Annotated in this window: 20 protein-coding genes and 1 other RNA gene; 19 read left to right on the top strand and 2 right to left on the bottom strand. The window is 47.3% G+C overall.

Translation table 11 applies throughout. The annotated features are described in order from the left end of the window. The first annotated feature begins 132 nt into the window (after nucleotides 1–132). Genes dinG through AC4EHJ_RS03405 form a run of 8 tightly spaced genes read left to right on the top strand, consistent with a single transcriptional unit; the run spans nucleotide 133 to nucleotide 7,853 of the window. The gene (gene dinG, locus AC4EHJ_RS03440) at nucleotides 133–2,892 is read left to right on the top strand and encodes an ATP-dependent DNA helicase DinG (RefSeq protein ID WP_490974190.1); all 2,760 of its coding nucleotides are present in this window, start codon (nucleotides 133–135) and stop codon (nucleotides 2,890–2,892) included. A 41-nt stretch (nucleotides 2,893–2,933) separates the two neighbouring features. Further along, on the top strand, nucleotides 2,934–3,104 hold the full coding sequence (locus tag AC4EHJ_RS03435; protein WP_135505439.1) for a YpmA family protein: 171 nt from the start codon (nucleotides 2,934–2,936) through the stop codon (nucleotides 3,102–3,104). Nucleotides 3,105–3,112: 8 nt separating this feature from the next. Continuing rightward, the gene (locus tag AC4EHJ_RS03430; RefSeq protein WP_490974189.1) at nucleotides 3,113–3,589 is read left to right on the top strand and encodes a cell wall elongation regulator TseB-like domain-containing protein; all 477 of its coding nucleotides are present in this window, start codon (nucleotides 3,113–3,115) and stop codon (nucleotides 3,587–3,589) included. After that, complete coding sequence (locus tag AC4EHJ_RS03425; protein ID WP_490974188.1) at nucleotides 3,565–4,794, top strand: pyridoxal phosphate-dependent aminotransferase; 1,230 nt, start codon at nucleotides 3,565–3,567, stop codon at nucleotides 4,792–4,794. Before AC4EHJ_RS03430 ends, AC4EHJ_RS03425 begins: the two co-directional genes overlap by 25 nt. Nucleotides 4,795–4,820: 26 nt before the next feature. Beyond that, a complete protein-coding gene (asnS, locus tag AC4EHJ_RS03420; RefSeq protein WP_490974187.1) occupies nucleotides 4,821–6,116 on the top strand; it encodes an asparagine--tRNA ligase in 1,296 nt (431 codons plus the stop codon). 45 nt (nucleotides 6,117–6,161) lie between these two features. Then, complete coding sequence (locus tag AC4EHJ_RS03415; protein ID WP_490974186.1) at nucleotides 6,162–6,863, top strand: DnaD domain-containing protein; 702 nt, start codon at nucleotides 6,162–6,164, stop codon at nucleotides 6,861–6,863. Nucleotides 6,864–6,874: 11 nt separating this feature from the next. Then, complete coding sequence (gene nth / locus AC4EHJ_RS03410; protein WP_490974185.1) at nucleotides 6,875–7,555, top strand: endonuclease III; 681 nt, start codon at nucleotides 6,875–6,877, stop codon at nucleotides 7,553–7,555. Continuing rightward, on the top strand, nucleotides 7,530–7,853 hold the full coding sequence (locus AC4EHJ_RS03405) for a YpoC family protein (RefSeq protein WP_490974184.1): 324 nt from the start codon (nucleotides 7,530–7,532) through the stop codon (nucleotides 7,851–7,853). Before nth ends, AC4EHJ_RS03405 begins: the two co-directional genes overlap by 26 nt. 41 nt (nucleotides 7,854–7,894) lie before the next feature. On the opposite strand, the gene AC4EHJ_RS03400 is transcribed toward AC4EHJ_RS03405, so the two are convergent. Next, nucleotides 7,895–10,660, bottom strand: coding sequence for a PBP1A family penicillin-binding protein (locus AC4EHJ_RS03400; RefSeq protein WP_490974183.1), 2,766 nt, complete (start codon nucleotides 10,658–10,660; stop codon nucleotides 7,895–7,897). 30 nt (nucleotides 10,661–10,690) lie between these two features. After that, nucleotides 10,691–11,287, bottom strand: a complete 597-nt coding sequence (recU, locus tag AC4EHJ_RS03395) for a Holliday junction resolvase RecU (protein WP_490974182.1) — start codon at nucleotides 11,285–11,287, stop codon at nucleotides 10,691–10,693. Between the two features lie 187 nt (nucleotides 11,288–11,474). Between recU and AC4EHJ_RS03390 the strand changes: the two genes are divergently transcribed. From AC4EHJ_RS03390 to AC4EHJ_RS03340, 11 genes are all read left to right on the top strand, one after another. After that, nucleotides 11,475–11,840 carry a YppE family protein gene (locus AC4EHJ_RS03390; protein ID WP_490974181.1) on the top strand — a complete coding sequence of 122 codons (366 nt, stop codon included), beginning with the start codon at nucleotides 11,475–11,477 and terminating at the stop codon, nucleotides 11,838–11,840. Beyond that, nucleotides 11,837–14,107 (top strand): DEAD/DEAH box helicase, encoded by a 2,271-nt coding sequence (locus AC4EHJ_RS03385; protein ID WP_490974180.1) that lies wholly within the window; start codon nucleotides 11,837–11,839, stop codon nucleotides 14,105–14,107. Before AC4EHJ_RS03390 ends, AC4EHJ_RS03385 begins: the two co-directional genes overlap by 4 nt. 7 nt (nucleotides 14,108–14,114) lie before the next feature. Beyond that, nucleotides 14,115–15,365, top strand: coding sequence for a ribonuclease H-like domain-containing protein (locus AC4EHJ_RS03380; RefSeq protein WP_490974179.1), 1,251 nt, complete (start codon nucleotides 14,115–14,117; stop codon nucleotides 15,363–15,365). A gap of 98 nt (nucleotides 15,366–15,463) precedes the next feature. Next, the gene (gene gpsB / locus AC4EHJ_RS03375; protein WP_183736391.1) at nucleotides 15,464–15,757 is read left to right on the top strand and encodes a cell division regulator GpsB; all 294 of its coding nucleotides are present in this window, start codon (nucleotides 15,464–15,466) and stop codon (nucleotides 15,755–15,757) included. Between the two features lie 49 nt (nucleotides 15,758–15,806). Continuing rightward, nucleotides 15,807–16,184: RNase P RNA component class B (gene rnpB, locus AC4EHJ_RS03370), an RNA gene on the top strand. 119 nt (nucleotides 16,185–16,303) lie between these two features. Then, on the top strand, nucleotides 16,304–17,440 hold the full coding sequence (locus AC4EHJ_RS03365; RefSeq protein ID WP_490974178.1) for a THUMP domain-containing class I SAM-dependent RNA methyltransferase: 1,137 nt from the start codon (nucleotides 16,304–16,306) through the stop codon (nucleotides 17,438–17,440). A gap of 51 nt (nucleotides 17,441–17,491) precedes the next feature. Next, entirely contained in the window at nucleotides 17,492–19,402 is a 1,911-nt protein-coding gene (locus AC4EHJ_RS03360) for an ATP-dependent DNA helicase (protein WP_490974177.1), read from the top strand. Between the two features lie 53 nt (nucleotides 19,403–19,455). Then, entirely contained in the window at nucleotides 19,456–20,958 is a 1,503-nt protein-coding gene (locus tag AC4EHJ_RS03355) for a carboxypeptidase M32 (protein WP_490974176.1), read from the top strand. A gap of 489 nt (nucleotides 20,959–21,447) precedes the next feature. Further along, nucleotides 21,448–22,206 carry an SDR family NAD(P)-dependent oxidoreductase gene (locus AC4EHJ_RS03350; protein ID WP_490974175.1) on the top strand — a complete coding sequence of 253 codons (759 nt, stop codon included), beginning with the start codon at nucleotides 21,448–21,450 and terminating at the stop codon, nucleotides 22,204–22,206. A 129-nt stretch (nucleotides 22,207–22,335) separates the two neighbouring features. Continuing rightward, on the top strand, nucleotides 22,336–25,911 hold the full coding sequence (locus AC4EHJ_RS03345; RefSeq protein WP_490974174.1) for a dynamin family protein: 3,576 nt from the start codon (nucleotides 22,336–22,338) through the stop codon (nucleotides 25,909–25,911). A 4-nt stretch (nucleotides 25,912–25,915) separates the two neighbouring features. After that, nucleotides 25,916–26,845, top strand: a complete 930-nt coding sequence (locus AC4EHJ_RS03340; protein WP_490974173.1) for a sulfurtransferase — start codon at nucleotides 25,916–25,918, stop codon at nucleotides 26,843–26,845. Nucleotides 26,846–26,862 lie beyond the last annotated feature (17 nt).

Raw genomic sequence — 26,862 nt, 5'->3', positions numbered from 1 at the left:
TGTCCGCTTTTTTTAGTTCATTTTTTTTCAGAGGAGTTTTGTGCAATGAATTTCTAGTCTGGCGCACAGCGTAAAACAGGGGGATATGGTACAATTTTTAAAGAATGAATCACCTGAGAAAGAGGGTTTGCCATGAACACCCAGAGATACGTCGTTGTCGATATTGAAACAACGGGCCATTCCCCTGCAAAAGGTGACCGGATTATTCAAATAGCGATGGTAACGATTGAAAATGACATAATAATTGATACATATACGGAATTCATCCATCCCCAAAAGAAAATACCTGTTTTCATCCAGGATTTGACGGGCATTTCAGATTCAGATGTTAAAGATGCGCTGCCATTTGAAGCCCATGCAGCAAAAATCTTCAGTATGCTTGATGATGCTGTGTTTGTGGCCCATAACACTAATTTTGACCTTCCTTTTTTGCAAGCGGAACTTCAGCGCAGTGGCTTGCCAAAATGGCATGGGCTGACAATGGACACGGTTGAGATGGTGCGCCTCATGTATCCGACAGCGTTCAGTTTTAAATTGCAGGACATCGCTTCGGTGCTCAACATCCCTTTGGAGAACGCACATCGGGCGGATGATGATGCGGTGGCTACAGCTCATCTGTTCTTGAAAGCCAAACGGGATTTCAGCCTGTTGCCTTATGAAACATTGGCATTGCTCCACAAACGCTCATTCCAGTTGAAATCAGATCTTTCCCGGCTGTTTTTTGAACTGACGCAGAAAAAACGCAGTGAACAGCAAGCACAATGCGAATATTTCCAAGGGATCCCACTCAAGCATCGGGGTGGTATGGAAAGTGCGGAGCTTTCCTATCAGCCGGCACACGATTGGGAAAAATCGCTTGAAAAGGCCTTCCCGAAATTTGAAAGGCGCCAGAGCCAATTCGATATGATGGCTTCGATCGAACAAGCTCTGAAAAATAAAGAAGAAAGAGTGATCGAAGCTTCCACTGGCATGGGAAAAACGATTGGCTATTTGCTGCCGGCTGTGAATCACGCGATTGAAACCGGTGAACAGGTGCTCGTGAGCACGTATACGACCCATTTACAGGATCAGCTCGTCCAAAAAGATGGGGAAATCGTCAGCCGCTTAGTCGGCTCGCCAGTAAGGATTTCATTGATCAAAGGGCTTGGGCATTACATTGATTTGCCGAGATTTGCAGAATTGGTGCACGGGCAGGATGAATCTTATGACGAGTCATTTACGATCATGCAAGTGCTGATCTGGCTGAATTTGACGGATACGGGTGATTTGAATGAACTTAATGCATCAAGCGGCGGGCAATTTGTGCTGGATAAAATACGGCGTTCGCATTTAAGAAGATTGGCCCGGGATGAAAGGCGCCTCGATTTTTATGAGTATGCGCTTGAGAAATCCAAAAGAGCACAAGTAATCGTTACAAACCATTCGTTTTTATTAAATCAGCGGATGCCGCACCAAAGCATTCTCGCCAATGTAGGCGCATATATTTGGGATGAGGCGCATCAAGTTGTCCAGGCGGCGATATCGCAGCACGAAAAAACATTCGTTTATACACAATGGAAATATATTTTCGGCCAATTGGGCACGTTTGAAGACCAGCAATTGTTCTATAGGCTCTATCAAACAGCGGAAAGGGGCGGCTTCTCGACAGTGCCCGAATTGCTGAAGCTTGAATCGCTGTTCTTGAAATTCACGGCGTTGTTCGACGAAACGACAAATGGTTTGAGTGCAGCGTTCTATGCGAAATTCCAAGGCAGCCGCCACAAAAAATGCTCGACGCTATTGAGTGAATTGAGCTATGACAGGCAGCGGTTTATGGAACTTCTCGGATTTCTCAATGATTGGATTGACTTGTCCCAGCTCGTTCTGCAAAAAGCGGAACGGCTGACAGAAACGTCTGTACAGGATAAATTGGTCATTTCAGACTGGCGTTATTGGACAGAGGAATTAATGGTCAAGGCCGTCGAGTTCGGTGAAATTTTCGTCTTTCCACTTGAAGATGAAGTAAGCTGGCTGGAAGCGGATTTAAGAAGCTTGCCGACGAGCTTGTCATTTTACAAACGGCCATTTGAAGTGACATCGATTGTCCAACGGGTGGTGTCGCCTGTGCGCGGGAAAAAATCGCTGATATGGCTGTCGGGAACGATGAGTGTACCGTCAAATGAACGATTTATCGTCAACCAGCTTGGCATTCCGAATAGCGTACCGATCACCAAGTTCAGACCACCGGAAGAATTCTATCAGGGGGCCAGGGTTTTCATTGTTGATGATATGCCCGAAATCCAGCATGTATCGCAAAGTGAATACATCGAATCGGTAGCGGATGCCGTAATCCAGACGGTGCTGGTGACAGAAGGCCGCTGCTTCGTACTGTTCACGTCCCAGGATATGCTTCGTAAGACAGTGGACTTGATACAGGATACCGGGCTGCTTGATGGCTATATGCTATTTGCGCAGGGGATAACTTCCGGCAGCCGCATGAAACTGCTGAAATCGTTCCAGCGGTTCCAGAAGTCGGTGTTGTTCGGCACGAACAGCTTTTGGGAAGGGGTTGACGTACCAGGTGATGCGCTGCGCGCCGTCGTGGTCGTGCGCTTGCCATTCACTTCACCGGACGAGCCAATCTTCAAAGCGAAATCGGAAGCGATTTCCAAAGAAGGCATCAACCCCTTTTTGTATTACGCTTTGCCAGAGGCGGTTCTTAGGCTGCGACAAGGATTCGGCCGTCTCATCCGATCGAAAGAAGATCAGGGATTATTCATCGTCCTGGACCGCAGGATTGAAACAAAGTCGTATGGCGTCGAATTCCTAAATGCGCTGCCCCGCGTCAAGGTCTCAAAAGTGTCATTGGAAAAGATGGTAACGGATATTGAACATTGGTATAATAAGCAATGATATAAAGTGGAACCACATATACAGAAGGGAAGATCGCTCTAATGGAATCGAAAATTGAAGTGCTGTCCACCGTGACAGTTAATTACCAAGCAGATTTGTACAAAGTCGTTGATGCACTGAACCGTACTTTAAAACACGATAATTTAATGTTCGGGTTGGCACTGGACAAAGAAGATCCTGAAAAAGCGATTTTTACAATCTATAAGACATAGGTGAGAAAATGAAACAATGGATCGTATTTATACTTGGATTTCTGTCATTTTTGGCAGTTGCATTGATGATCGTCGTCATGGTAGCAGGCAATAAGCCATTCACCGAAGTTGAACAGCTGGCAATTGAACGTGTGAAAAGCGAGGATATGCTGGCGGAAGTTAAGCAGGCATATGTCTACGCCAATAAACAGACAGCCGTCACGGTAATCGGAACGGATGAAAAAGGCAAGCTGAAAGCGGTCTTTGTGCCTGCCGGCAAAGACGAAATGCGTGAGCTGATGATGGAAAATGCAGTTGCCGCAAAGCAGGCGCGCAAAGTGGCGCTTGATGGAATGGATGTCAAAAAAATCCTCCATACCAAATTGGGACTTGAAAAAGACGGTCCTGTCTGGGAAGTTGTTTTTATCAATGAAAAAGACCAGCTCAACTATGTTTATATCTTAGCGGCTGATGGCTCGAAATGGAAACAAATCCTGAACATGTGAAAGGGTTGGAGAAATTGATTAAATTAGCAGAGCGCGTACAAACTTTAACACCGTCTACTACATTGGCAATCACAGCAAAAGCGAATGAATTGAAAGCGCAAGGTGTGGACATCATCGGCCTTGGTGCAGGTGAACCGGATTACAACACGCCTGAAAATATCATTGAAGCAGCTTACCGTTCGATGAAAGAAGGCAAGACGAAATACACGCCGGCGGGCGGGCTTCCTGCCTTGAAAGAAGCAATCATCGACAAATTGCAGCGCGACCAAGGGTTGGCGTATAAGCCGACCGAAATCATGGTAGGAATTGGCGCTAAGCATGTCTTATACACATTGTTTCAGGTGCTGCTGAATGAAGGCGATGAAGTGATCATTCCAATCCCTTATTGGGTAAGCTATCCGGAGCAAGTGAAATTGGCAGAAGGTGTTCCTGTATACATAGAAGCGACTGCCGGCCAGCAATATAAAATAACGCCTCAGCAATTGAAAGAAGCCATTACAGACCGCACGAAAGCAGTGATCATCAACTCGCCAAGCAATCCGACAGGTATGATTTATACAAAAGAAGAGTTGCAGGAACTAGCGGAGGTATGCCGTGAAAGGGACATTCTGATTGTTTCTGATGAAATTTACGAAAAACTGATTTACGGCGATACCGTTCACACATCGATCGCAGAGCTGTCAGAAGACGCGAAAAACCGCACGATCATCATCAACGGCGTTTCAAAATCGCATTCGATGACAGGCTGGAGAATCGGCTACGCAGCCGGCGATTCTGCACTGATCAAAGCGATGACGGATTTGGCTAGCCATTCGACGTCTAATCCGACAACGACATCCCAATATGCGGCGATTGAAGCGTATAATGGAACACAAGACACGGTAGAGGAAATGCGCCAGGCTTTCGAAAGCCGTTTGGAAACCATTTTCCCGAAAGTCAAAGCGATTCCCGGGTTTACGGTAATCCGCCCGCAAGGCGCATTTTACTTGTTGCCAGAGGTATCGGAAGCGGCACAAAAAACGGGCTATTCAACAGTGGATGAATTTGTAGAAGGGCTTTTGACTGAAGCGAACGTTGCTGTAATACCAGGTTCTGGGTTCGGCGCGCCATCGACAATCCGCTTATCGTACGCAACTTCTCTCGAAGCATTGACGGAAGCAGTGGAACGCATCCATAAATTCGTAACATCTAAATGGAAAGACTGAGTGGAATATAATTTCTGGAGGCTATGATGAAAAAGATTACTATTGCTGAAATGGCAAAATACAACGGACAGACAATTAAATTAGGGGCTTGGGTATCGAACAAGCGCTCAAGCGGAAAAATTGCATTTTTGCAATTGCGCGACGGATCAGGCTTTGTACAAGCTGTCGTCGTCAAAGCGGAAGTCGGGGATGAGCTTTTCGCAGCTGCGAAATCGCTGACCCAGGAAACTTCTCTTTATGTTACAGGCGAAGTGAAAGAAGACTCACGTTCTTCATTCGGCTACGAGCTTGCAGTCAGCGGCATCGAAGTGATCCACGAAGCAGTGGATTTCCCGATTACGCCGAAAGAACATGGTACGGAATTCTTGATGGACAACCGCCATTTGTGGCTGCGTTCGCGCAAACAGCACGCCATCATGAAAATCCGCAACGAAATCATCCGTGCGACGTATGAATTCTTCAACGACAATGGTTTTGTCAAAGTAGATCCACCAATTTTGACGGGTTCTTCGCCGGAAGGAACTTCTGAGCTTTTCGCAACGAAGTATTTTGATGAAGATGCCTATCTATCTCAATCGGGCCAGCTTTACATGGAAGCAGCCGCCATGGCGCTTGGTAAAGTTTTCTCTTTCGGGCCTACATTCCGTGCAGAAAAATCAAAAACCCGCCGCCACTTGATCGAATTTTGGATGATCGAACCTGAAATGGCTTTTGTGGAACATGCAGAAAGCTTGGAAGTCCAAGAACAATTCGTAGCACATCTCGTGCAATCAGTGCTGAAAAATTGCCAATTGGAGTTGGAGCGCTTAGAGCGCGACACGACGAAACTTGAAAAAATCAAAGCGCCATTCCCACGCATTTCCTATGATGATGCCATCAAATGGTTGAATGACAACGGTTTTGATGATATCAAATGGGGTGAAGACTTTGGTGCACCGCATGAAACGGCAATTGCTGAACATTACGATATGCCGATATTCATCACTAATTACCCAATCGGCATCAAGCCGTTTTATATGCAGCCGCATCCGGAGCGCGACGACGTTGTGCTTTGTGCAGACATGATTGCGCCTGAAGGCTATGGCGAAATTATTGGCGGTTCTGAACGGATCTACGATTACGAATTGATGAAACAGCGCATCGCTGAACATGGTCTAGATGAAAAAGCCTATGCTTGGTATTTGGATCTCAGTAAATATGGCGCAGTGCCGCATTCAGGCTTCGGCCTAGGTTTAGAGCGTACGGTTGCATGGATCAGCGGAGCGGAACACGTCCGTGAATCTATTCCTTTCCCACGCCTGTTGAACCGTCTATACCCTTAATATTGAAATGGTCAATGGAATAAAGAATAGAAAGGTGGTTGGGATATGAAACAGCCGAATCGATTGCACACCTGGATCGAGCAGGGGAATGTTCACATTTCCCAGCTCTTTTTTCAGTTTTATAAAGAGTTGAAGATAACCGATGAAGAAGCGATGCTGATCATGCATATCCATGCTTATCAACAGGCAGGCAAGACGTTTCCGACACCTGATGAAATCGGCGCACGTATGATGGCGACGCAAACAAATGTGACAACAATGCTGCAGAAATTGATGCAGCAAGGTTTCCTCGCTATCGAGCAGGAACCCGGAGAAGATATTAAGACGGAGCGTATTTCCTTGCTGCCGTTATGGGACCGCTTGCTGGATTGTGTATATAAAGAGCGGCACGCAGAACAGGAATCGTCCCAGAAAGAGCTTGAAGGAGAGATTTTCCAGCTTTTCGAACAGGAATTTGGCAGGTTTTTGTCGCCGATGGAGATTGAGACGATTTCCATGTGGATGGACCAGGACGGCCATACACCAGCCATTATCCGCATGGCGCTGAAAGAAGCAGTCATTTCCCAAAAAATCAGTTTGCGCTATGTGGACCGCATTTTATTTGAGTGGAAAAAGAAGAACATTAAAACGACAAACGAAGTTTCAAAGCACGCTAGTTCTTTCAGAGAGAAAAATATCCAACTTCAGCCCGCAGCTTCAAATACGAAAAAAGTACAGTTCTACAATTGGCTGGAGGATCGGAATTAGAAGGTGATATTATGATGTCGAAAAAAGAATGGCTATCCTGTTTGGAAGAAATGGACGAAATGTTTCCAGACGCCCATTGCGAACTGATTCACCGGAATCCGTTTGATCTGCTGATTGCGACATTGCTGTCCGCCCAGTGCACGGATAAATTGGTCAATCGAGTAACGGAAACACTTTTTCAGAAGTATTCTACACCTGAAGATTATGTGTCTGTGCCGCTCGAAGAACTTCAAGACGATATCCGTTCCATCGGATTGTTTCGCAATAAAGCGAAAAATATTCAAGCGCTCAGCCGGATTTTAATTGATGAATATGGCAGCGCTGTTCCGGCAGACCGCGATTTGTTGACCACATTGCCGGGGGTCGGCAGAAAAACGGCGAATGTCGTCGTATCTGTCGCGTTCGGCATTCCAGCTTTGGCCGTGGATACGCATGTTGAACGCGTCGCCAAAAGGCTCGGCTTGAACCGCTGGAAAGACAATCCACTGCAAGTGGAAGAGACGATCATGAAAAAAACGCCGGCGAAAGATTGGTCGAAGACTCATCATCAAATCATTTTCTTCGGTCGCTACCATTGCAAATCGCAGAACCCCGGATGCCATATCTGCCCATTATTCGAACGTTGCAGGGAAGGCAAGAAACGCGATAAAAAAGGGCTGGTCAAACATGAAAGTGTCACAAAAGTTAACTAAAGAAAAGATTGACCCTTATTTTGTCCAGTGGCAGAGCTTGAGAACGCAATTGCTGTCCGTCCATCAGCAGCGCAGTAAAAGCGCTGATGGGCTTATGGCACAAGGAATCCAGCTATTCGCAGCGTTGCTTGAAGAATGCGGCGGTGAGTTAACTCCTTTGAATTGCTGGGACCGGTTAAGCTTTATCAAAGCCAAACCGGCTCAATTCGCTGCATTCCGCCAGCTGGACGAATTGTTTACGGAAATGAAAAAGACGATTTCTTCAAAGCGAATCCAGTTGAATAAAGACACCAATTAAAAATCCCCCCGTCGCCTAAGGCGTCGGGGGGATTTTGTGGTTTATGGACGGCCGTTGCCGTTTCCATTGCCATTATTACCGTTATTATTATCGTTATCGTTATTGTTGTTGTCATTTCCGTTCTGTCCTTCTTCAGCCGGAGCAGGCTCCGTGGAAGCAGGATTGGCTTCGTTTTCGCCCTCGCCGCCATCTTCAGGCGGCGCTTCTTCGCCGTCATCCACTGGCGCTTCTTCGACCGGAGGTTCTTCTTCAGCAGGAGGCTCTTCTTCTGCTGGCTCTTCTTCGACCGGAGGTTCTTCTTCAGCAGGAGGCTCTTCTTCAACAGGAGGCTCTTCTTCTGCTGGTTCTTCCTCGGCCGGAGGTTCTTCTTCAGCAGAAGGTTCTTCTTCTACTGGTTCTTCCTCAACGGGCTCTTCCGGTTCTTCTTCCGGCTCTTCAGGTCGGGCAGCAACTTCAACCGATACAGAAGCAGAGTCGCTTCGCTGGTCATCATTTACTGCCGCAACCCGGAAGGTATACGTTCTACCTTCTTCAAGGCCGCTGAACGTATAGCCCTGTTCGCCAGTTGTAGTTAAGACTGAACGTGATCCGTCAACTTCAACAGAAACTTCGAATGCCACATTGTCAGCATCGCCATATTGCCAAGATAGGCCGACATTTTCACCGTCTACATTAGCGCGCAACCCAGATGGGGCATCGAGATCCTCCTGGACGTAACGTTCGGAGACTTGGTTTGGCTCCGTACCTTCTGCGAATAATTCTGTGCTTCGCAAGCTATAAGGTGTATATGCGCTAGCCAGTTGAAGAGGGGATGTGCCTTCTTCGACTTGGAGTTCTACAACCGAATCCGGCTGATTGAAAGTTCCACTTTCGTTTGTTGAAATCTCTGTCATGACTGTTTTAAACAAGCGCTGGGCCAACAAGCGCTCGTCAGATTCGGTATCGATCCCAACGGCACGTGTCGGATAACCGCTCCATACGGAAATTGAATATTCCGGTGTGTAACCGGCAAACCAGATATCCGGCGCAGATGATGCATCTAAACCATATTCGTTCAGTTCATCTTCAGTGTAATTGGATGTACCGGTTTTACCGGCCAGGTCCAACCCGCTGATAGCCGCTTCTTTGCCTGTAGAACCGCGCAGGTCTGTATCGACAACGTCGCGCAGCATGTCAGTGACCATATAAGCAGTGCTGTCTTTCATCGCTTGTACCGGTTCCGGCTTAACGATTTGTTCAGTCGAGCCGTCGCGGAAAACGATTTTGGTGATCGTATGCGGTTCTGTAAAAGAGCCGTTATTGCCGAATGCCGCAAAAGCGCCAGCCATTTCGACAGTGGAGATATTATCCGTACCTAACGCTGTGGATTCATAGACATTTTCTACTTCAAGTCCTAATTTCTTCGTAAAGTCCGCAGCATTTTCTGGTCCGACTTCTTCCAAAGTCTTTACCGCTGGGATATTGCGTGAGCGGTACAACGCTTCTCTGATCGACATCGTGCCGAGAAACTCGCCGTCAACGTTGCGGATTTCCTGGCCGCTGTCATAGGAAAGCGGTTCATCCACGACAGTTTCGCCTGTTGACCAGTCAAGATACTCGATTGCCGGACCATAATCGATCAGCGGCTTAATGGTAGATCCGATGTTTCGGTCTTTGGCTGTTGCACGGTTGATGCGGACATCGCCGCTGTAATCGCGGCCAGCTCCTACAGCGCGTATGCCGCCGGTTTTGGTGTCGACGACCGTCATGGCTGATTGAACTTCCTCATCGAAGAACAAATCGGATGACATTGCACTGTTGACCACTTGTTGAGCATTTGGATCCAAGGTTGTATGAATTGTCAAACCATCATCCATTGCATAATCTCCATCAAGAGATTCAAGCTCTTTTTCCATCATTTCCATAAATGCCGTATATTCGTTCGTCACTGCTGCTTGTTTGCGCTGATCTTCAGGAAGCAAAGAATCCGTCGCAGAGGCCGCCTGGGCTTCCTCTTTTTGGGCAGTGGTGATCTTGCCGTGCTGCTCCATCAATTTCAATACGACGTTGCGGCGCGTTTCAGCGCGCTCCGGATTATTGAAAGGATTGTATCCATTTGGGCTTTGCGGCATGCCCGCAAGCAATGCAGCTTCATGCAATGCCAGTTCGTTTAACGGCTTGCCATAGAAATGCTGGGAAGCGGTGCCGAAGCCGTAAATATTGCCTGACATCAAAATTTTGTTGAAATACATTTCAAAGATTTCTTCTTTTTCATATTCCTTCTCAAGTTTATAAGCAAGATATGCTTCCTGCGCTTTTCGCTTCAGCGTTTTGTCATTCGAAAGGAAGGAGTTTTTGATGACCTGCTGTGTAATGGTGCTGGCTCCTTGGGATCCGAAACCGCCAGTGATGTTGGCAATGACTGCGCCGCCGAGGCGTATGACATCAATTCCCGAATGATCGTAGAAGCGGTTATCTTCCGTTGCTAATATGGCTTCTTCCATCACTTTAGGGATATCTTGATATTCGATATATTCGCGGTTCTCTGCGGTCATATAAGGAATTTCGGTTTTACCGTCAGCAGCCAGGATGGTCGGGCTGATTGGATCGCGAAGAAGTTCTTCATCAATTTCGGGGGCACTGCTCGCGTAATAAGTAAAGAGGCCGATGCCGAAAACGAGGCCGATTACCCCAATCAGCAGGACGATCAGGAAAATTCGTTTAATCCAGCCTCCGCCGTTCGGTTTCTTGCTTTTCTTGTTGGTTTTCTTCTTTTGTTGTTCGATTGCTTTTCTGCGCTGTTCGCGCGAAACTGGTTTTTCGCTCACAATCGGTCCCTCACTTTCAAATATGCTTTGTCAAAATTGTTTGAGGACAGGCAGGTAATCGATGCGCGGAAATGCTCCCGGCACGATTTCGATTGCAGTGTCTTCAATTTCTTGCAGCGCGATGGATTTGCGCCCGCCAGTCAACATGCGGTCCCAAAAAACTTCAATCGCTTCAAAACGGATGATGAAATATCGCTGCAGCGCTGAAAAACGGATGATCATAAATGCCAGTCCCTGATGCTTGACGACTTGGGACATGTGATGGATTTGATGTTCATGGATGTTTTTCAGCGGAAAGGAAGTTTTGTTTTCCGTTTCCTTTGCTTCAAAGTCGATATAGCGCCCATTCCAAACACCATTATAATCCGTGGTGGAAGGTGCGCGGAAATACGCTTCCCGAATGACCGCGGCACTTCTTGAAGGGTATTCGACTTTGACGATTTGGACTGGAACCGGCTTTTTATGAATGACTGCAAGTCCTAAATGCAAGTAGTATTCATTGGTTTCATTTAATTCATCCTCTAAAGTTTTACCCCGATTACTGAAAGAGAAATCCTTTTTCTTCTTTTTCACCGGCTGTTCTTTAGCTGGAATAAATTTCTTGCCGTTCGGATAATTTATTGCCATTGTGATACACCTCGCTTATCTTATCATATCACACGGACTAAGACGACTTCCGGTATGAAAGGTTCCAAATAGGCTAGCCTAATAATAGCGGATTCTATGGGTAAATCCAAATGAAAAGAATGCCTGTTCGATAAGTTAGTGAAGCTTTTGCTTATATGATAAACTAATGGCACTGGAGGGACGAAAAATGACAGTTAAAGAACTCTCTTCCGCCTTATTTGACGAATGCGGAAAATGCCTGGACCGCTTTTACGCCATGCGCGAGCAGGACGCGGTACCGGATTTCTATAAAGACGTGAAACCATATGCAGATTACTGGCACGAGAAGATAAATGAATGGCAGCGGGAATCCTTGCTTTATATCCAGCAGGAGCGGCCAAAATATGCACATAAACCAACTATCGATACGGCAGCGGAAGGAATGGCTCAAGTTTTTGTGCAAAGTTTCTATAAAGAAACCAGCAAAAAACGTTTTGTCCAGACCATCCAGGCGGCGCAATATACATTACAGACGCTCATGCTGGCGATCGACGAAAAGGGCGAAGACAGATGATCAGAAAAAAGAAGCTTCCGGAGTTGCTGGCTGAATGGAAAACTGAGCCTGACATGATGGAACGGATTGAGCACTGGCACACGAAACCAGAGAAAGCGGCTGCTTACGCAGATTTTCCGCCAGACATGCATGAAAATTTGAAGGCGGCCCTGCGAAAAAAAGGAATCGAACAGCTTTACACACACCAAAGGCAGGCTTTCGATTTGGCGGTGGATGGAAAGTCGTTTACGGCAGTAACGCCTACTGCATCGGGCAAATCGTATTGCTACCATTTGCCGGTGCTGCATAAAATCCTCAACGACCCGGGTGCGCGCGCGTTGTATTTATTTCCCACAAAAGCGCTTGCTCAAGACCAGAAAAGCGATCTTCACGATTTAATCGAAAAAACGGAAAAAGACATCCTTTCCTATACTTATGACGGCGATACGTCACCGGCTATCCGCACGAAAGTAAGAAAAGCGGGCCAAATCGTTATGACCAATCCCGATATGCTGCATTCGGCAATTTTGCCGCACCATACGAAATGGGTATCGCTTTTTGAAAACCTTCATTATATAGTCATCGACGAGCTCCATACTTATAAGGGCGTATTCGGCACCCATGTGGCGCATGTTATCAGAAGGCTGAAGCGCATCTGTGAATTCTATGGCAGCAATCCCGTATTCATCTGCACCTCAGCAACAATTGCCAACCCGAAAGAACTTGCAGAAAACCTGACAAATGAAAAACATGTGCTGATTGACCAGAACGGTGCGCCGTCCGGCAAAAAGCATATTGTCTTTTACAATCCGCCGATTGTCCATCCAACATTTGGCGTACGCAGAAGCGCGATTCTTGAGGTGCGGGACCTTGCGACGCATTTGATCAAGCAAGGCATCCAGACCATCGTCTTTGCGAAGAGCCGTGTGCGGGTTGAGATGCTCGTCACTTATTTGCAGGCCATTACAAAAACAAAGCTCCAGGACGAGTCCATCAAAGGCTACCGGGGCGGTTATTTGCCGACTGAACGGCGCGCCATTGAAAAAGGGCTGCGCGACGGTTCGATTCAATGTGTCGTGTCGACGAACGCGCTCGAGCTTGGCGTTGACATCGGCCAGCTGCAGGCCTGCATCATGACCGGTTATCCCGGCAATATCGCTAGTGCTTGGCAGCAGGCGGGACGAGCAGGGCGCAGGCAGGATGAATCGCTCGTTGTATATGTCGCACAATCGACTGCGCTAGATCAATACATCATCAACCATCCGGAATACCTATTGGATCAATCGCCTGAAGAAGCGCGCATCCATCCGGAAAACATCATCATCTTGATGGACCACTTGAAATGTGCTTCTTTTGAACTGCCGTTCTCGACAGACGATCAATACGGGGAATTCGATGTCCAGGAATTGCTGGAGTATTTGCAGGAACAAGGGGTATTGGTGCGCACAAGTGAACGCTGGCATTGGATGAGCGACCGTTTTCCGGCGCATGACATTTCCCTGCGTTCTGCATCCCAGGAAAATGTAGTCATCATTGACCAATCAGTGCCGGCGAATACACGCGTCATCGGAGAAATGGACCGTTTCAGCGCAATGACGTTATTGCATGAAGAAGCCATTTATCTGCATCAAGGCACGCAATTCCAAGTCGAGATTTTGGACTGGGAAGAAAAGAAAGCCTTTGTCACGGAAGTTGATGTGGATTATTTCACCGACGCTAATCTGGCGGTCGAACTGAAAGTGTTGAGCGAAGACAAGACGAAGAAATTCAACGATTCGGATGTCCAATACGGGGATATCGCTGTTTTGGCGATGCCGACGATTTTCAAGAAGATCCGTTTCGATACACACGATAATATCGGCTCGGGGCCGATTTCGCTGCCTGCTCAAGAGCTCCATACTTCATCGACATGGCTAAGTTTTACTAAGCCTGAAGAATTCAGCGATTCCGAGCTGTCGGATACAATGACCGGAGCGGCTTACGCCATCGAATCATTCATCCCGATTTTTGTCCAATGCGACCGTCGGGATGTTCACGTCGTGCCGCAAGTGAAATCGCCGCATAATGACATGCCGTCCTTTTTCATCCACGATTCCTACCCGGGTGGCATTGGCATCAGTGAGCGCATTTACGATTTGTGGCAGCCGCTGCTCGAAAAAGCACAGCAGCACGTGGAAGAATGCCCTTGTTTTGACGGGTGCCCGTCGTGCATCGGTGCACAAGATGCAGCTGTCAGCATGAAAAATCATGTGATCGACTTGTTGAACGAGCTTCGAAAAGAGGGGTGATCGTCCGATGTCGTTTGAAAATAAATTGCTGCAGATGAAAGGCATGCTGAAAAAACAGCCAGTCAAGAAACAACAAAAACCGAAAGTTATTGAACGCCCAGCGTATGAACACGCATGGGCGGGAATTGGACTGGAATTGATTGAAAACCGGTTCGGCTTTGTTTATGTGAAACGAATCCGCTACCCGCTCGATACTGTCCATGGCAATGTCAGCCTGTCGGAACTGGACCGGGTGCGGACCGCTTGGGAACAGGCGCCATTCGAGCATCCGTTCAAATTGAAAAAAGAAGAGCCCATCCTTTTTTTCGATACCGAAACGACTGGCCTCAGCGGAACCGGCGCGTATATTTTCCTGATTGGCATCCTGGTGAAGAAAAGCGATCATTTCGAAATGACCCAATACATCATGCCCGACCCTTCGCATGAAGCTGCGTTTCTCTACGAAACCGGCTTGTGGCAGGACGATGAGCCAACCATTTTTTCTTATAATGGTAAAAGCTTTGATTGGCCGCAACTGACGTCAAGGTGGACGATGCACCGGCAAACGCTGCCGAAGCTGCCGGTGCCGAAACAGATTGATTTGTTCCACGGCACGAAACGCATCTGGAAAAATGAACTCGAACGCATGAAGCTCAGCACGATTGAGGTGGAGAAACTGGGATTCGAGCGGGTCGGTGATGTCCCTGGCTTCCTCATTCCGGCGATTTATCTCGATGCGGTGAAAAGCGGCTATACGGAAGGGCTCGGCAAAGTACTGCTCCATAACGAGCTCGACATTCTGTCGCTCGTTTCGCTTTATGTGCTGTCATCGGATCTCCTAATGGAGGACATGGTGTCGGAAACAAGCGGAGCTTATACCAATATCGGCAAATGGTACGCTGACTTGAAGCAATACGACCAAAGCGCGGCTTACCTGGAGCACGTTACACAACAGCGCGGAAGCGGAGCCGCTATGGCGCGCTTTTTCCTGGCGATCCAGAAAAAGCGCAGTGGCGACCACGCGGAAGCGGTAAAGCTTTTTAAAGAAGCGGCTCCACATCTCCGCGGGGCAGCAGAAGTCGAAGCCTGGGTGCACGCTTCGAAGCTGTATGAACATCAGCTGCGGAATCTTGACCAGGCGATCATCATGGCTAATTTTGCAAAAGAGGCGAGCGAGCATACTACAGTGCGAAAAGCGCTAGAGCAAGATATCCATAAACGACTGAACCGGCTCCACGAAAAAAAACGAAAAAAAGAGTTGGAACTTGATAAGAACTAGACACGCAAAACTTGCCTTATGCTATACTTAGCGTAAAGCAAGTTTTTATTTTGCAAAAACGTCAATATCTAGTTGCACGTTACGGAAGGACGATTAAAATGGACAATAAATTCACAGCGAAAGATATTTTGGAAAAAGACTTCAAAACGGGAATGCGCGGTTATAACCAGGATGAAGTAGACCATTTTTTAGACGACATCATCCAGGACTATGAAATCTTCAGCAAAAAAATTGAACAATTGCAAAACGAAAACAAGCGGCTGCGTGCCGAGATGGAAGATATGCCGAGAAAACAGGCAACTCCAGCTCCGGGAACAACCAATTTCGATATTTTGCGCCGTTTGTCCCATCTTGAAAATCACGTATTTGGCAGTAAATTGAACAACAATTGATTGGGATTGAAAGTTTCGCTTCAATGGCGTATACTTGTTAAGCCATCTGAAATTCTGGCAATCGCTCCAGTTCAGTCTGGAGAGGAAAGTCCATGCTCACACGGCCCTGCAATGGACGTAGTGATCGCGCTCAGCGAAACAATAAGCTGAGGCAGCCGCTTTGCGGTTGACGGCGGGTAGAACGCCTAAGTCTTCGGATACGGCCTAAATACCCTGAAGGTGCCACAGTGACGGAGCTGCATAAGAAATTATGCAGGTGGAACGAGGTAAACCCCGCGAGTGAGAAACCCAAATTATGGTAGGGGCACTTTTCCGATGGAATCCAACGGAGGAAGAGGCAGGCTAGGCTTGCAGATAGATGGTTGCCGTCCACTAGTACGAGGCGCAAGCTGTTTGAGTACGTGGAAACAAAACATGGCTTATAGAATTTCGTTTGGCTTTAAAATGCTTATTGAAGGCTCTCCTTGCGGGGAGCTTTTCTACTTATTATGGAATCGGATTGAACTTGTCCCCTTCAAACAGGCGGGGACAGGAAAAGGAGCTTATATGACTAAATTTAAATTATTAGCGACAGCTGCCATGGGCTTAGAGTCTATCGTAGCGGATGAATTAAAACAGCTTGGATATGAAACGCAAACTGAAAACGGTAAAGTTTTTTTCGAAGGCGATGAGCGCGATATCGCTTTCACTAACCTTTGGCTGCGGACGGCAGACCGAGTGAAAATTATTGCAGGCGAATTCAGCGCTTACACATTCGATGAATTGTTCGAAGAAACAAAAGCCTTGGAATGGGAAAAATTCCTGCCGGTCGATGCTAGTTTTCCGGTTCAAGGAAAATCAGTGAAATCGAAGCTATATAGTGTGCCTGACTGCCAGGCACTCGTCAAAAAAGCGATTGTCGAACGCTTGAAAAAAGCCTATCAGCGCAACTCGTTCTTGGACGAGTCGGGGGCCCGCTTTAAAATTGAAGTGTCGATTCTTAAAGACAAAGTCCAATTGTCAATCGACACGAGCGGGGCAGGCCTGCATAAACGCGGCTACCGTTTAGACCAAGGAGAGGCGCCGTTGAAAGAAACTCTGGCGGCAGCTTTGGTAAAACTATCCCGTTGGACGCCAGACCGGCCGTTTGTTGATCCATTTTGCGGTTCAGGAACGATCGCTATCGAAGCTGCAATGATCGGACAGAATATCGCTCCTGGCTATAACCGCGATTTCGACAGTGAAAATTGGCCATGGATGACGCAGCAGATATGGGACAATGTCCGAGAAGAAGCGGAAGAGCTTGCAAATTATGACCAGCCGCTGAACATTCTCGGCACCGATATCGACCACAAAATGATCAGAGTGGCTGAGGAAAATGCCCGTGAAGCCGGCTTTGCCGACATCATCAAATTCCAGCAGCGCCAAATAAAAGACTTTACCACCAATGAAGAAAACGGCGTCGTCATCGGCAATCCGCCATACGGCGAGCGAATCGGTGAAATAGAAGTGATCGAAGAAATGATCAAAGATATGGGCAACATTTTTGCAAAGCATCCAACTTGGTCGGTTTATATGCTGTCTTCAATGGCACGGTTCGAAACCTTGTACGGCCAGCCAGCCACGAAAAAACGCAAACTGTTCAACGGCTTTATCCGCACGGACTTGTTCCAGTTCTGGGGAGAACGCTCGAAAAACAAATGACATGAGAACGGAAGGGCCCCAGCCCTTCCGTTTCTCTGTGAGGAGAATTAGATGAGACAGCCATTACCATTTCCATTATCAAAAGATAAAACATTTTTTGAATCGCTGAACGACTGGATCGGGGATGTTTTTTACGACGAATTGCCTGAAAAAGGCTTTGACCTGCGCGATGAACAGATTTTTATGGCGTTCCAGATCGAGCAGGCATTAAAAGACAAATCCGTCTTATTCGCCGAAGCAGGCGTCGGGACCGGAAAAACCTTGGCTTACTTATTGCCGGCCATCGCCTATGCCCGTTATACCGGAAAGCCGGCATTAATATCCTGTGCTGATGAAACGCTTATCGAACAGCTTGTCAAAAAAGGCGGCGATATTGACCGCTTGAACGCGATGTTCGATTTGAAACTGGATGTGCGGCTCGCCAAATCGCGGGACCAATATTTATGCCTGCAGCGGCTTGAAGGCGCACAAAAGCGCAGCGATGCAGATTTCCTTGATGACATTGAATTCAGTTTGCCGGAATTCGTCAACAAAACGTATTCGATGCAGAACACGTACCCATATGGCGAGCGTTCAAGCTATCCGGACGTCACCGATGACGAATGGCAGCAAGTCAATTACCATCCAATCCAAAACTGTACGGCATGCGAGCTGCGCAATAAATGCGGCCAGACCATCCACCGCAACCATTACCGTGAGGCGACTGATCTCGTCATCTGTTCGCATGATTTCTTGATGGAACACGTCTGGACGAAAGAAACCCGCATCCGTGAAGGCCAGACGCCTTTGCTGCCGGAAGTTTCGCAAATTGTTTTGGATGAAGGGCATTTATTGGAATTTGCTGCTCAGCGCGCGTTGACTTATGAGGTGCAGGAGATGACGCTGCTGCATGTTACTGAACGCGTCATGGTTGATGGCGTACGTGAAAAAACGCTCGGCTTGATTGAACAGACCATCGATTTGCATAATGAATTTTTCCGTGTGCTGCGTGCGAATACAATCGCGTCGGATGAGGATCGCAAAGCGATCATCAAGTCGGACGATTTGTTGATGCTCGGCTTAGAATTGATCAAGAAAATCGATTTGTTATTGGAAGAGTTTGTATTTGAAGGGGAATTGTACACCATTCCGGAATACGATTTGAAAATTGCGGAAGAGTATTTTGACCTTTACACATTCGCCATGAAATTATTCGTCGAAAAAGGCGATGCAGTCAACTGGCTCGAAGTGAAAGATGAAATCGAGACGCTTGTCATTATGCCACGCCTGGTTACGGATATTTTGGAAGAGAAATTCTTCGACGGCAAAATGCCGATCATTTTTTCTTCGGCGACGCTTTCCATTCAAAAAGACTTTACGTATATAGCGGACAGCCTGGGCATTGACGATTTCCAATCATTTTCCGTGCCATCGCCATTCGATTACGAAGAAGTCATGAAAATCTTCAAGCATGCGCTGCCGCAAGAAAAGAAATTCAGCCGCGTCTACGATTTGTTTTCGAGCGGAGACCAAACCTTGGTATTGTTCAAGTCGAAAATTGACATGGAGAATTTCAAACAATCGCTGCCGCTTGCGCATCAATACACGATTGAGTTTGAAGGGGATCGGGAATTGTCGACGGTCGTCAAAGATTTCCAAGAAGGGAAGTTCCAAGTGCTTTGCTCGTACCATCTATGGGAAGGTTTGGACTTGCCGGGTGAAGCCTTGACGAAAGTCATCATCGTCGATTTGCCATTGCCACCAAAAGATCCGGTTTTCGAAGCGAAACGCAAATTCAGCCTCCATCCCTTGGAGGAAATCGATTTGCCGTTTATGCAGCTGCGTATCCAGCAAGGCATTGGGCGTTTGATCCGCACATCAAGCGATTACGGAGAAATCCATCTTCTGCTGAATGAAGAAGAATTGGTTATTGAGCATTTATGGGATAAAGTTTTGCCGGTTTCCGCAAAAAATTTCCTATAGGCTTTTCGGGTTATGATACACTGATATTTCAATGCTGATGTGGAGGGATTTTTGTGGATTTACAGCAACTTTATAAAGAGCACGTCGCCAAAATGCGTGCTTACCAAGAAGCGATATCCTTGTTGTACTGGGATTTGCGGACAGGAGCCCCTAAAAAAGGGGTGGACTTGCGGTCCGAGACAATCGGCACGTTGTCGTCCGAGCTTTTCTCTTTATCGACTTCTGATAAATTCGGTGAAATATTAGCTGGTTTAGAGGTGGAGAAAAGTGGATTAGACCCTGTCTTACAGCGTTCGGTCGAGGAATCGCGGAAAGAATACGATTTGAGCAAGAAAATTCCACCTGCAGCTTACAAGGAATTTGTCGTGCTGCAATCGAAGGCGGAATCTGTCTGGGAAACAGCAAAACAGGATTCCGATTTTGCCATGTTCGAACCGTATTTGGAGAAACTGGTGGCAAAGACGAAAGAAATGATCGGCTATTGGGGCGAGAAAAACGGCAGCGCATACAACACGCTGCTCGACCAATACGAGCCGGGAATGACGACTGAAGTGCTGGATGAAGTTTTCGGTAAACTGCGCCTGCGAATCGGCAATCTTGTCCGAAAAATCGCGGAATCCGACAATAAGCCGGAAACAAATTTTCTGTACAACCATTTCCCAAAAGAAGCACAGCGCGATTTCAGCTTGCAAATTTTGCAGCAATTGGGCTACGATTTTGAAGCGGGACGCCTGGACGAAACGGTCCATCCATTCATGACGAACATCAATCGCCAGGATATCCGCGTGACGACAAAATATGATGAAAACGATTTCCGCTCTGCAGTTTTTGGTACAATCCATGAATGCGGGCATGCAGTCTATGAGCAGAATCTCGGCAGCGAGCTTGCTGCAATGCCGGTTGAAACCGGTGCTTCCATGGGGATCCATGAATCCCAGTCGCTGTTTTTCGAGAATTTCATCGGCCGCAGCGAAAATTTCTGGAACTGCAATTACGCAAAGCTCCAGCAAGCTTCGCCGCAAGGCTTCGGGGATGTGGAAAAATCACAATACCTCCGTGCCATCAATGAAGCAAAGCCATCGCTCATCCGCATTGAAGCGGACGAACTGACATATGCGCTTCACATTATGGTGCGCTACGAACTTGAAAAAGGGCTCTTTAACGGTGACCTTCAAGTGAAAGACTTGCCGGAACTGTGGAACGAGAAATACGAAGAATACTTGGGCATTCGCCCTTCAAACGATGCGGAAGGTATTTTGCAGGACGTCCACTGGGCAGGCGCAAGCTTCGGCTATTTCCCTTCATATGCATTGGGCTATATTTACGCCGCGCAATTCAAAAATGCGATGATGAAAGATCTGCCGAATTTTGATGCTTTGCTTGAAGAAGGCAATGTGGCACCGATTCTCGGATGGCTGACGGATAACGTCCACCAGCACGGCGCAATGAAAAAACCGCTGGAGATCCTGGAAGATGCAACAGGCGAAGGCTTGAATGCCGATTATCTTGCAGACTATCTGGAGAAAAAATACACGAGCCTATATAACTTGATATGATGAAGTGACTGTCGGGAAATTCTCGACAGTCCTTTTTCATTTCGCTCTAGGCGGACGCTTTCCGCGGGCCTGGCTTCAGTCTCCTCGTCGCTAGAAAAAGAACTGCTCCTGCATCGCTGCGCTGCTCCCGCTGGAGTCGCCGCCTTCTGCTTCATTCAAAGGTGTTTCTTAACAGCAAATCATTTCTATTGATTGAAAAGTTCGAAAGATACAGTTTTGCATTTTCTTTATGAGTTCCAGATATGGAGCAAAACAGCGGAGACGCCTGCGGGAAAGCGAGACAGCCGAAACCCCCTCAGCACGCGATAGCGTGCTGAGGGGGTTTGGCGCTCGCCCGCGGCAAGCCTAGCTGTTTTGCGGAATATCGTTTTAACTATATTAAGACATTCAAAAGCGAAGCTTGGACAAAGGAAACCTTTTCCATGCTTTTTATATTTGCTTTAGCAATTGACGGAAAACAATGATTATAATGAAAGAGGAGGCGATCATATGTTGAAATCATTCAGTTTGGAAGGCAAGACCGCAATTGTGACAGGAGCGGGGAAAGGCATCGGCCGTGCAATCGCGATGGCGGTGGCAGAAGCAGGTGCGAATGTTATGCTGGTGGCGCGGACAGAAGCGGATTTGCGCAGCGTGCAAGATGAGATCGGCAACGGACGGACATCGTTTATTGCTGCAGACATTACGGACCGGGAACAGATCCGCAACGCCGTCAAGAAAACGGTGGAAAGATTCGGCGGACTGGATATCCTGGTCAATAATGCGGGCATGAACATCCGATCCAAATTAGAAGATGCAAGCGACATGGAATGGCATAAAATTATGGACACTAACGCGCATAGCGTATTCATGTTTTCACAGGAAGCCGCCAAAGAGATGGCTTCAGGGGCATCAATCATCAATATCAGTTCAGTCGGAGGCGACCGCGCTTTGAAAACCGGCGTCGTCTACGCTGCTTCTAAAGCGGCGATTATCCAAATGACGCGCGTTATGGCGATGGAATGGGGACCGAAGAATATCCGGGTCAACGCTATTGGCCCTTGGTATTTCCGCACACCGCTGACAGAAAAAATCTTAAGCGATGAAGAGTATTTAAATTCAATACTTGCAGTGACGCCAATGAAACGCGTCGGAGAATTGCCGGAAGTCGCTACGCCTGTTGTCTTTCTGGCATCGGACGCAGCAAGCTACATAACCGGGCAAACATTATTCGTCGACGGCGGTATGTCAATCCACGGTTTTTCCTGAACACTGCGCGGCAAAATCCTTTCCCGGATACAGGAAAGGATTTTTTTCGTTCCCGTTGAAAAAATGTTATGATATTAGCAGTATTGGAAGGTTCATCAAAGAACATTCGGAAGAAGGGAACAGACTTACATGACACAAGACCACAAAAGCGAATTGATTGAAACAGCGAGGCTCCACCAGATCTTCTTGGCTAACGAAGACACGGAGCGTGCGGCGAAAGCGGAGCTTTTTGCCAAAAAAATACTTAAGAACAATTTCATCATCGGATTTGCCGGCCATTTCTCTTCAGGCAAATCATCTATGATCAATGCGCTGACAGGTGAAACGATCTTGCCGTCAAGCCCGATTCCAACAAGCGCTAACATCGTCAACATACATAAAGCAGAAAAAGACTTTGCAATCGTTAACATGAAAAACGAGAAACCGGTCTTTTTCCCAGAGAACTATGATTTTGAAGCCGTCAAGGCATTCTGCAAAAGTGGCGATGTGACGCAAATCGAAATCGGCCACCACGATTCAGTCCTTCCGGAAGGCATCACTGTCATGGATACCCCCGGCGTCGATTCGACAGACGATGCGCATCGTCTGTCGACCGAGTCAGCGCTCCATGTCGCGGATATGGTTTTCTACGTTATGGATTACAACCACGTGCAATCTGAATTGAATTTCAATTTTACAAAGGATTTGCAGAAATACACAGAGCTGTACTTGATCGTCAATCAAATCGACAAGCATCAGTCGAGTGAAATTCCGTTTGCGGATTTTCAACAAACGGTTCATGACTCGTTTGCGGCATGGGGCGTTGTGCCGAAAGGCATTTTCTTTACGTCATTGAAGGATTTTAATTTCCCGGAAAACGATTTTGAAAAAGTGAAAAGCCTGGTTTCTGCAACAATGCAAGACTGGAAAGGCCATGTCGGTGAAGCCACCCATTCCGCGCTGCAGCAATTAAAAGATGAACACCTGCAATTCTTGGAAGGCGAACAGATGGAACGGCTGGCTGCCTTTTCTTCGGTACTGACCGAGGAAGAATGGGAGATGCGCAGCGAGTTGAAGCTGGAAAACGAAAAAGTGGAACGCCGCCTGTCTGTGCTGGACTTTGAAAACTGGAAACTGAAATTCGAGAAAAGCCGCAAAGAGCTGGTGGAGAATGCCAATATCATGCCTTATGAGTTGCGCAACGCGTTGACAAGTTACATGGAATCGGTGCAGCCTGGCTTTAAAGTCGGTTTATTGTTCAGTGCCAAAAAAACGCAGGAAGAGCGAAACGCAAGGCAGCAGGAAGTGGCTGGCCATTTGGACGCGGTCGCGGCTTCACAAATCACAAGCCATTTGAAAAAACTGATGAAAAATTCTTTGAAAGACGCGGGCCTGCTGACTGACAGCGAATCGATTTCCATCGACGAAACAGAATTTCATGTGCCGTTTTCGCTGGTGGATGAAGGGATTCCTAAAAATGGTACTGTTACCGCAGATGCAGTGCTGAATATTGCTAAAAACATTACGACAGCTGTCCAGCGATGGTTCATTAAAGAAACCGATAGCTGGAAAAATGAACAAGAAGACAAATTCAACGGCTTAACAGATGATGCGAGCACAGAAATGGATATGAAAGCGGAAGGGCTTAACCAGAAAATGTTAGCGATTTCTACGCTTGAAGAAATGGACGAGCGTATTGCAAAAGTGAAGCGTGCATTCTCGGCGATGCTGCCGAAACAAAAAGAGGCAGCTGAACAAAAAGTTGCAAAGTGGCATGAAGAATTCCACATTAACGAAGAAGATATGACGGTATTCACGCCTTCAATGCTCGCACCCGATAAAGTGCGTGAAACGGAAGAGCGTCCCGAGGAAGATATGGCTGTCCAGCAATTCGATGAAATCGCGGTTATCAAGCGCGCTGGCCAGACCTCATCTGTACTTGGCCAAGTCAAAGGTTTTGTGGAAACCGCACAATACCTGAAGCGCAAGGCGGGACGACTTGAAAATCAAGAGTTTACGATCGCTTTGTTCGGCGCCTTCAGTGCAGGGAAATCCTCTTTTTCAAATGCTTTGATGGGCGAGTCGGTGCTGCCGGTTTCGCCGAATCCGACAACTGCCACAATCAACAGGATTCGCCCAGTGACGGCTGAACATCCGCACGAAATGGCTGATGTCCGGCTGAAAACAGTCGCCCAAATGACCGAAGATGTACGAAATTCTTTCCAGGCTTTGGGAATTGCAGTACAAACTTTACCGGATGCGTATAAAAAATCGTCTTCGCTTCCTTCCAGCGATACAACGGAAAAACAAGTCCATCAATCATTTATCAATGCGTTTCGGAACGGCTATACGCAATTTGAAAAAGAACTCGGCAAGACGCTCCGCGTCAACAGGGAAGAGTTTGGCTTGTACGTTGCCAAAGAGGAGCGGAGCTGCTTCGTCGATGAAATCGACTTCTATTTTGATTGTGAATTGACTAGGAACGGCGTCACGCTGGTAGATACGCCGGGAGCAGATTCGATAAATGCCCGCCATACGAATGTAGCATTTGAATACATCCGCAATGCCGATGCGATTTTGTTCATCACGTATTACAACCACGCATTTGCGCGGGCAGACCGGGAATTCCTGATTCAGCTTGGCCGCGTCAAAGATGCTTTTGAGATGGACAAGATGTTCTTTGTCGTTAATGCCATTGATTTGGCAAACAATGAAGAAGAACAGCAAGCCGTCGTTGATTATGTAAGAGATGAATTGCAGCGATTCGGCATCCGGTTCCCCCGGCTTTATGGCGTTTCAAGCTTGCAAGCCCTGCGCGAGCGCGACAGTTCCGGTATGCCGGAATTCGAAACAGCATTCCAGCATTTCCTGAAAGATGAACTGAAGGGTATGGCAGTGCAGTCTTTGGCTGAAGAAGAACAAAAGGCGGTTGATCGCTTTAAAGGGTTGATTGAACAGACGGAACGGAATCTAATGCGCAAAGATGAGCGTTTATTGGAACTGAAAAAACTGGAACAGCAATTACGGATTTTGTTCAGTGCATCTGCATCAGCCATCCTATCCCGCGAAACGCTGCAGGAACTCGATGAATTGCTTTATTACGTCAACCAGCGTGTGTTTTACCGCTTCAACGACTTTTTTAAAGAAGCGTTCAACCCTTCCGCGTTTTCCGGAAAAAGCTCCCAGCAAGCGCTTGACGGCGCATTGGAAGAAATAACCGAGATGGCGGCATTCGATTTCCAGCAGGAATTGCGCGTCACGAATTTCAGGCTGGCCCAATTTATCGACAAAAAAATTCTTATGCGTTTCAAGGATGATACTGCAAAGCTGAAAGAACTGAATCCGGACTTCTCATTCACGCCGTATGAAGTGGAAGAAGCACCGGTCGGTGAAGTTTCCAAACCGTTCGAACGGGTGGATTATGGCATCGTTAAGGGGTATTATAAAAACAATAAATCCTTTTTCGAAAAAAATGAAAAAGAGAAGCTCCGCGACGCGCTGCAATCATTGATGCAGCCGGACGCGCAGAAATACTTAGCGAGTGAAAAAGCAAGGCTCGGCGCATGGGCAGAGCATTTGGTCGACCAGGAAGCTGAAGGACTGCGCCAGCATATCCTAAGGCAGGCGGTCGACCAGATTGAATCTGAACGGACCTTGCTCCAGCAACAGAAAATTTTAGACGAATGGAAAAAATCTCTATCCACTTTATCACGCGAAAGGAAGTAATCGAATGAAGGTTTTTATGGATGTCCAAGGCACGGAAAATTATCGCTGGATCGATGCACGCTTTGATCTGAAAGATCCTCAATCCGGCAAAAACATGTACGATAAAGGCCACGTAGAAGGTGCGATTTACTGGGATTTAGAAGAGGATTTGTCCGACATGTCTTCCAATGCCGGCCGCCATCCGATGCCCGGCCAAGACAAAATCACAGAGTTGATCCATGCCAGCGGACTGGATCCGAAAGACCATGTGGTTGTCTACGACCAAGGCGGCGCGCCATTCGCTGCCCGTGCGTGGTGGCTGCTGAAATTTGCTGGATTTGAAAACGCCTTTATCAGCAGGATGGGATTTGAAGGCTTGCAGAAGCAAGGAGTTAAAGTCTCCACAGAATTGCCGGTTTTCGCGCGAACTGATGGGGCATTGGATTTTAAAGATCCGCTATATGCAGACCAGGATTACGTCAAAAAAATCATCAGCGGCGAAGAGCTTGGGGTTCTTGTGGATGCACGATCTGCGGCACGCTATGCCGGGCTTGAAGAGCCGATTGATCCTGTATCTGGCCGCATTCCGGGCGCGCGAAATTTTGACTGGGAACAATTGGTCGAAGACCGCAAATTCAAGGGAGAAGTTGACTTCTCTGAAGTGCTGCAAAAACACGAACCAGCGGTTATCTATTGCGGAAGCGGCGTTTCAGCTGCCGTTTTATATGCTAAATTATCTGAACAGGGTCATGATGCCATCAAGCTCTACACCGGCAGTTTTTCAGACTGGATCACCGATGACTCGAATGTGGTGGAATTTGACCGTGAAGAGCATCCAAGAGCAGCCGACGACGAAACAAAGGCCTTGCTTGCACGCCTGATCGATGAAGGTTATTCAGGTGAAATGCTGATGAAGAAATTCGAATACGAGAAATCATTGCTAAATGGAAAATAAGCAAAACCCCCGCTTTT

Source organism: Planococcus sp. TJ-301, assembly GCF_058268475.1.
Note: the sequence above shows the minus strand (reverse complement) of the source record. Positions and strands in the feature narration are given on the sequence as shown.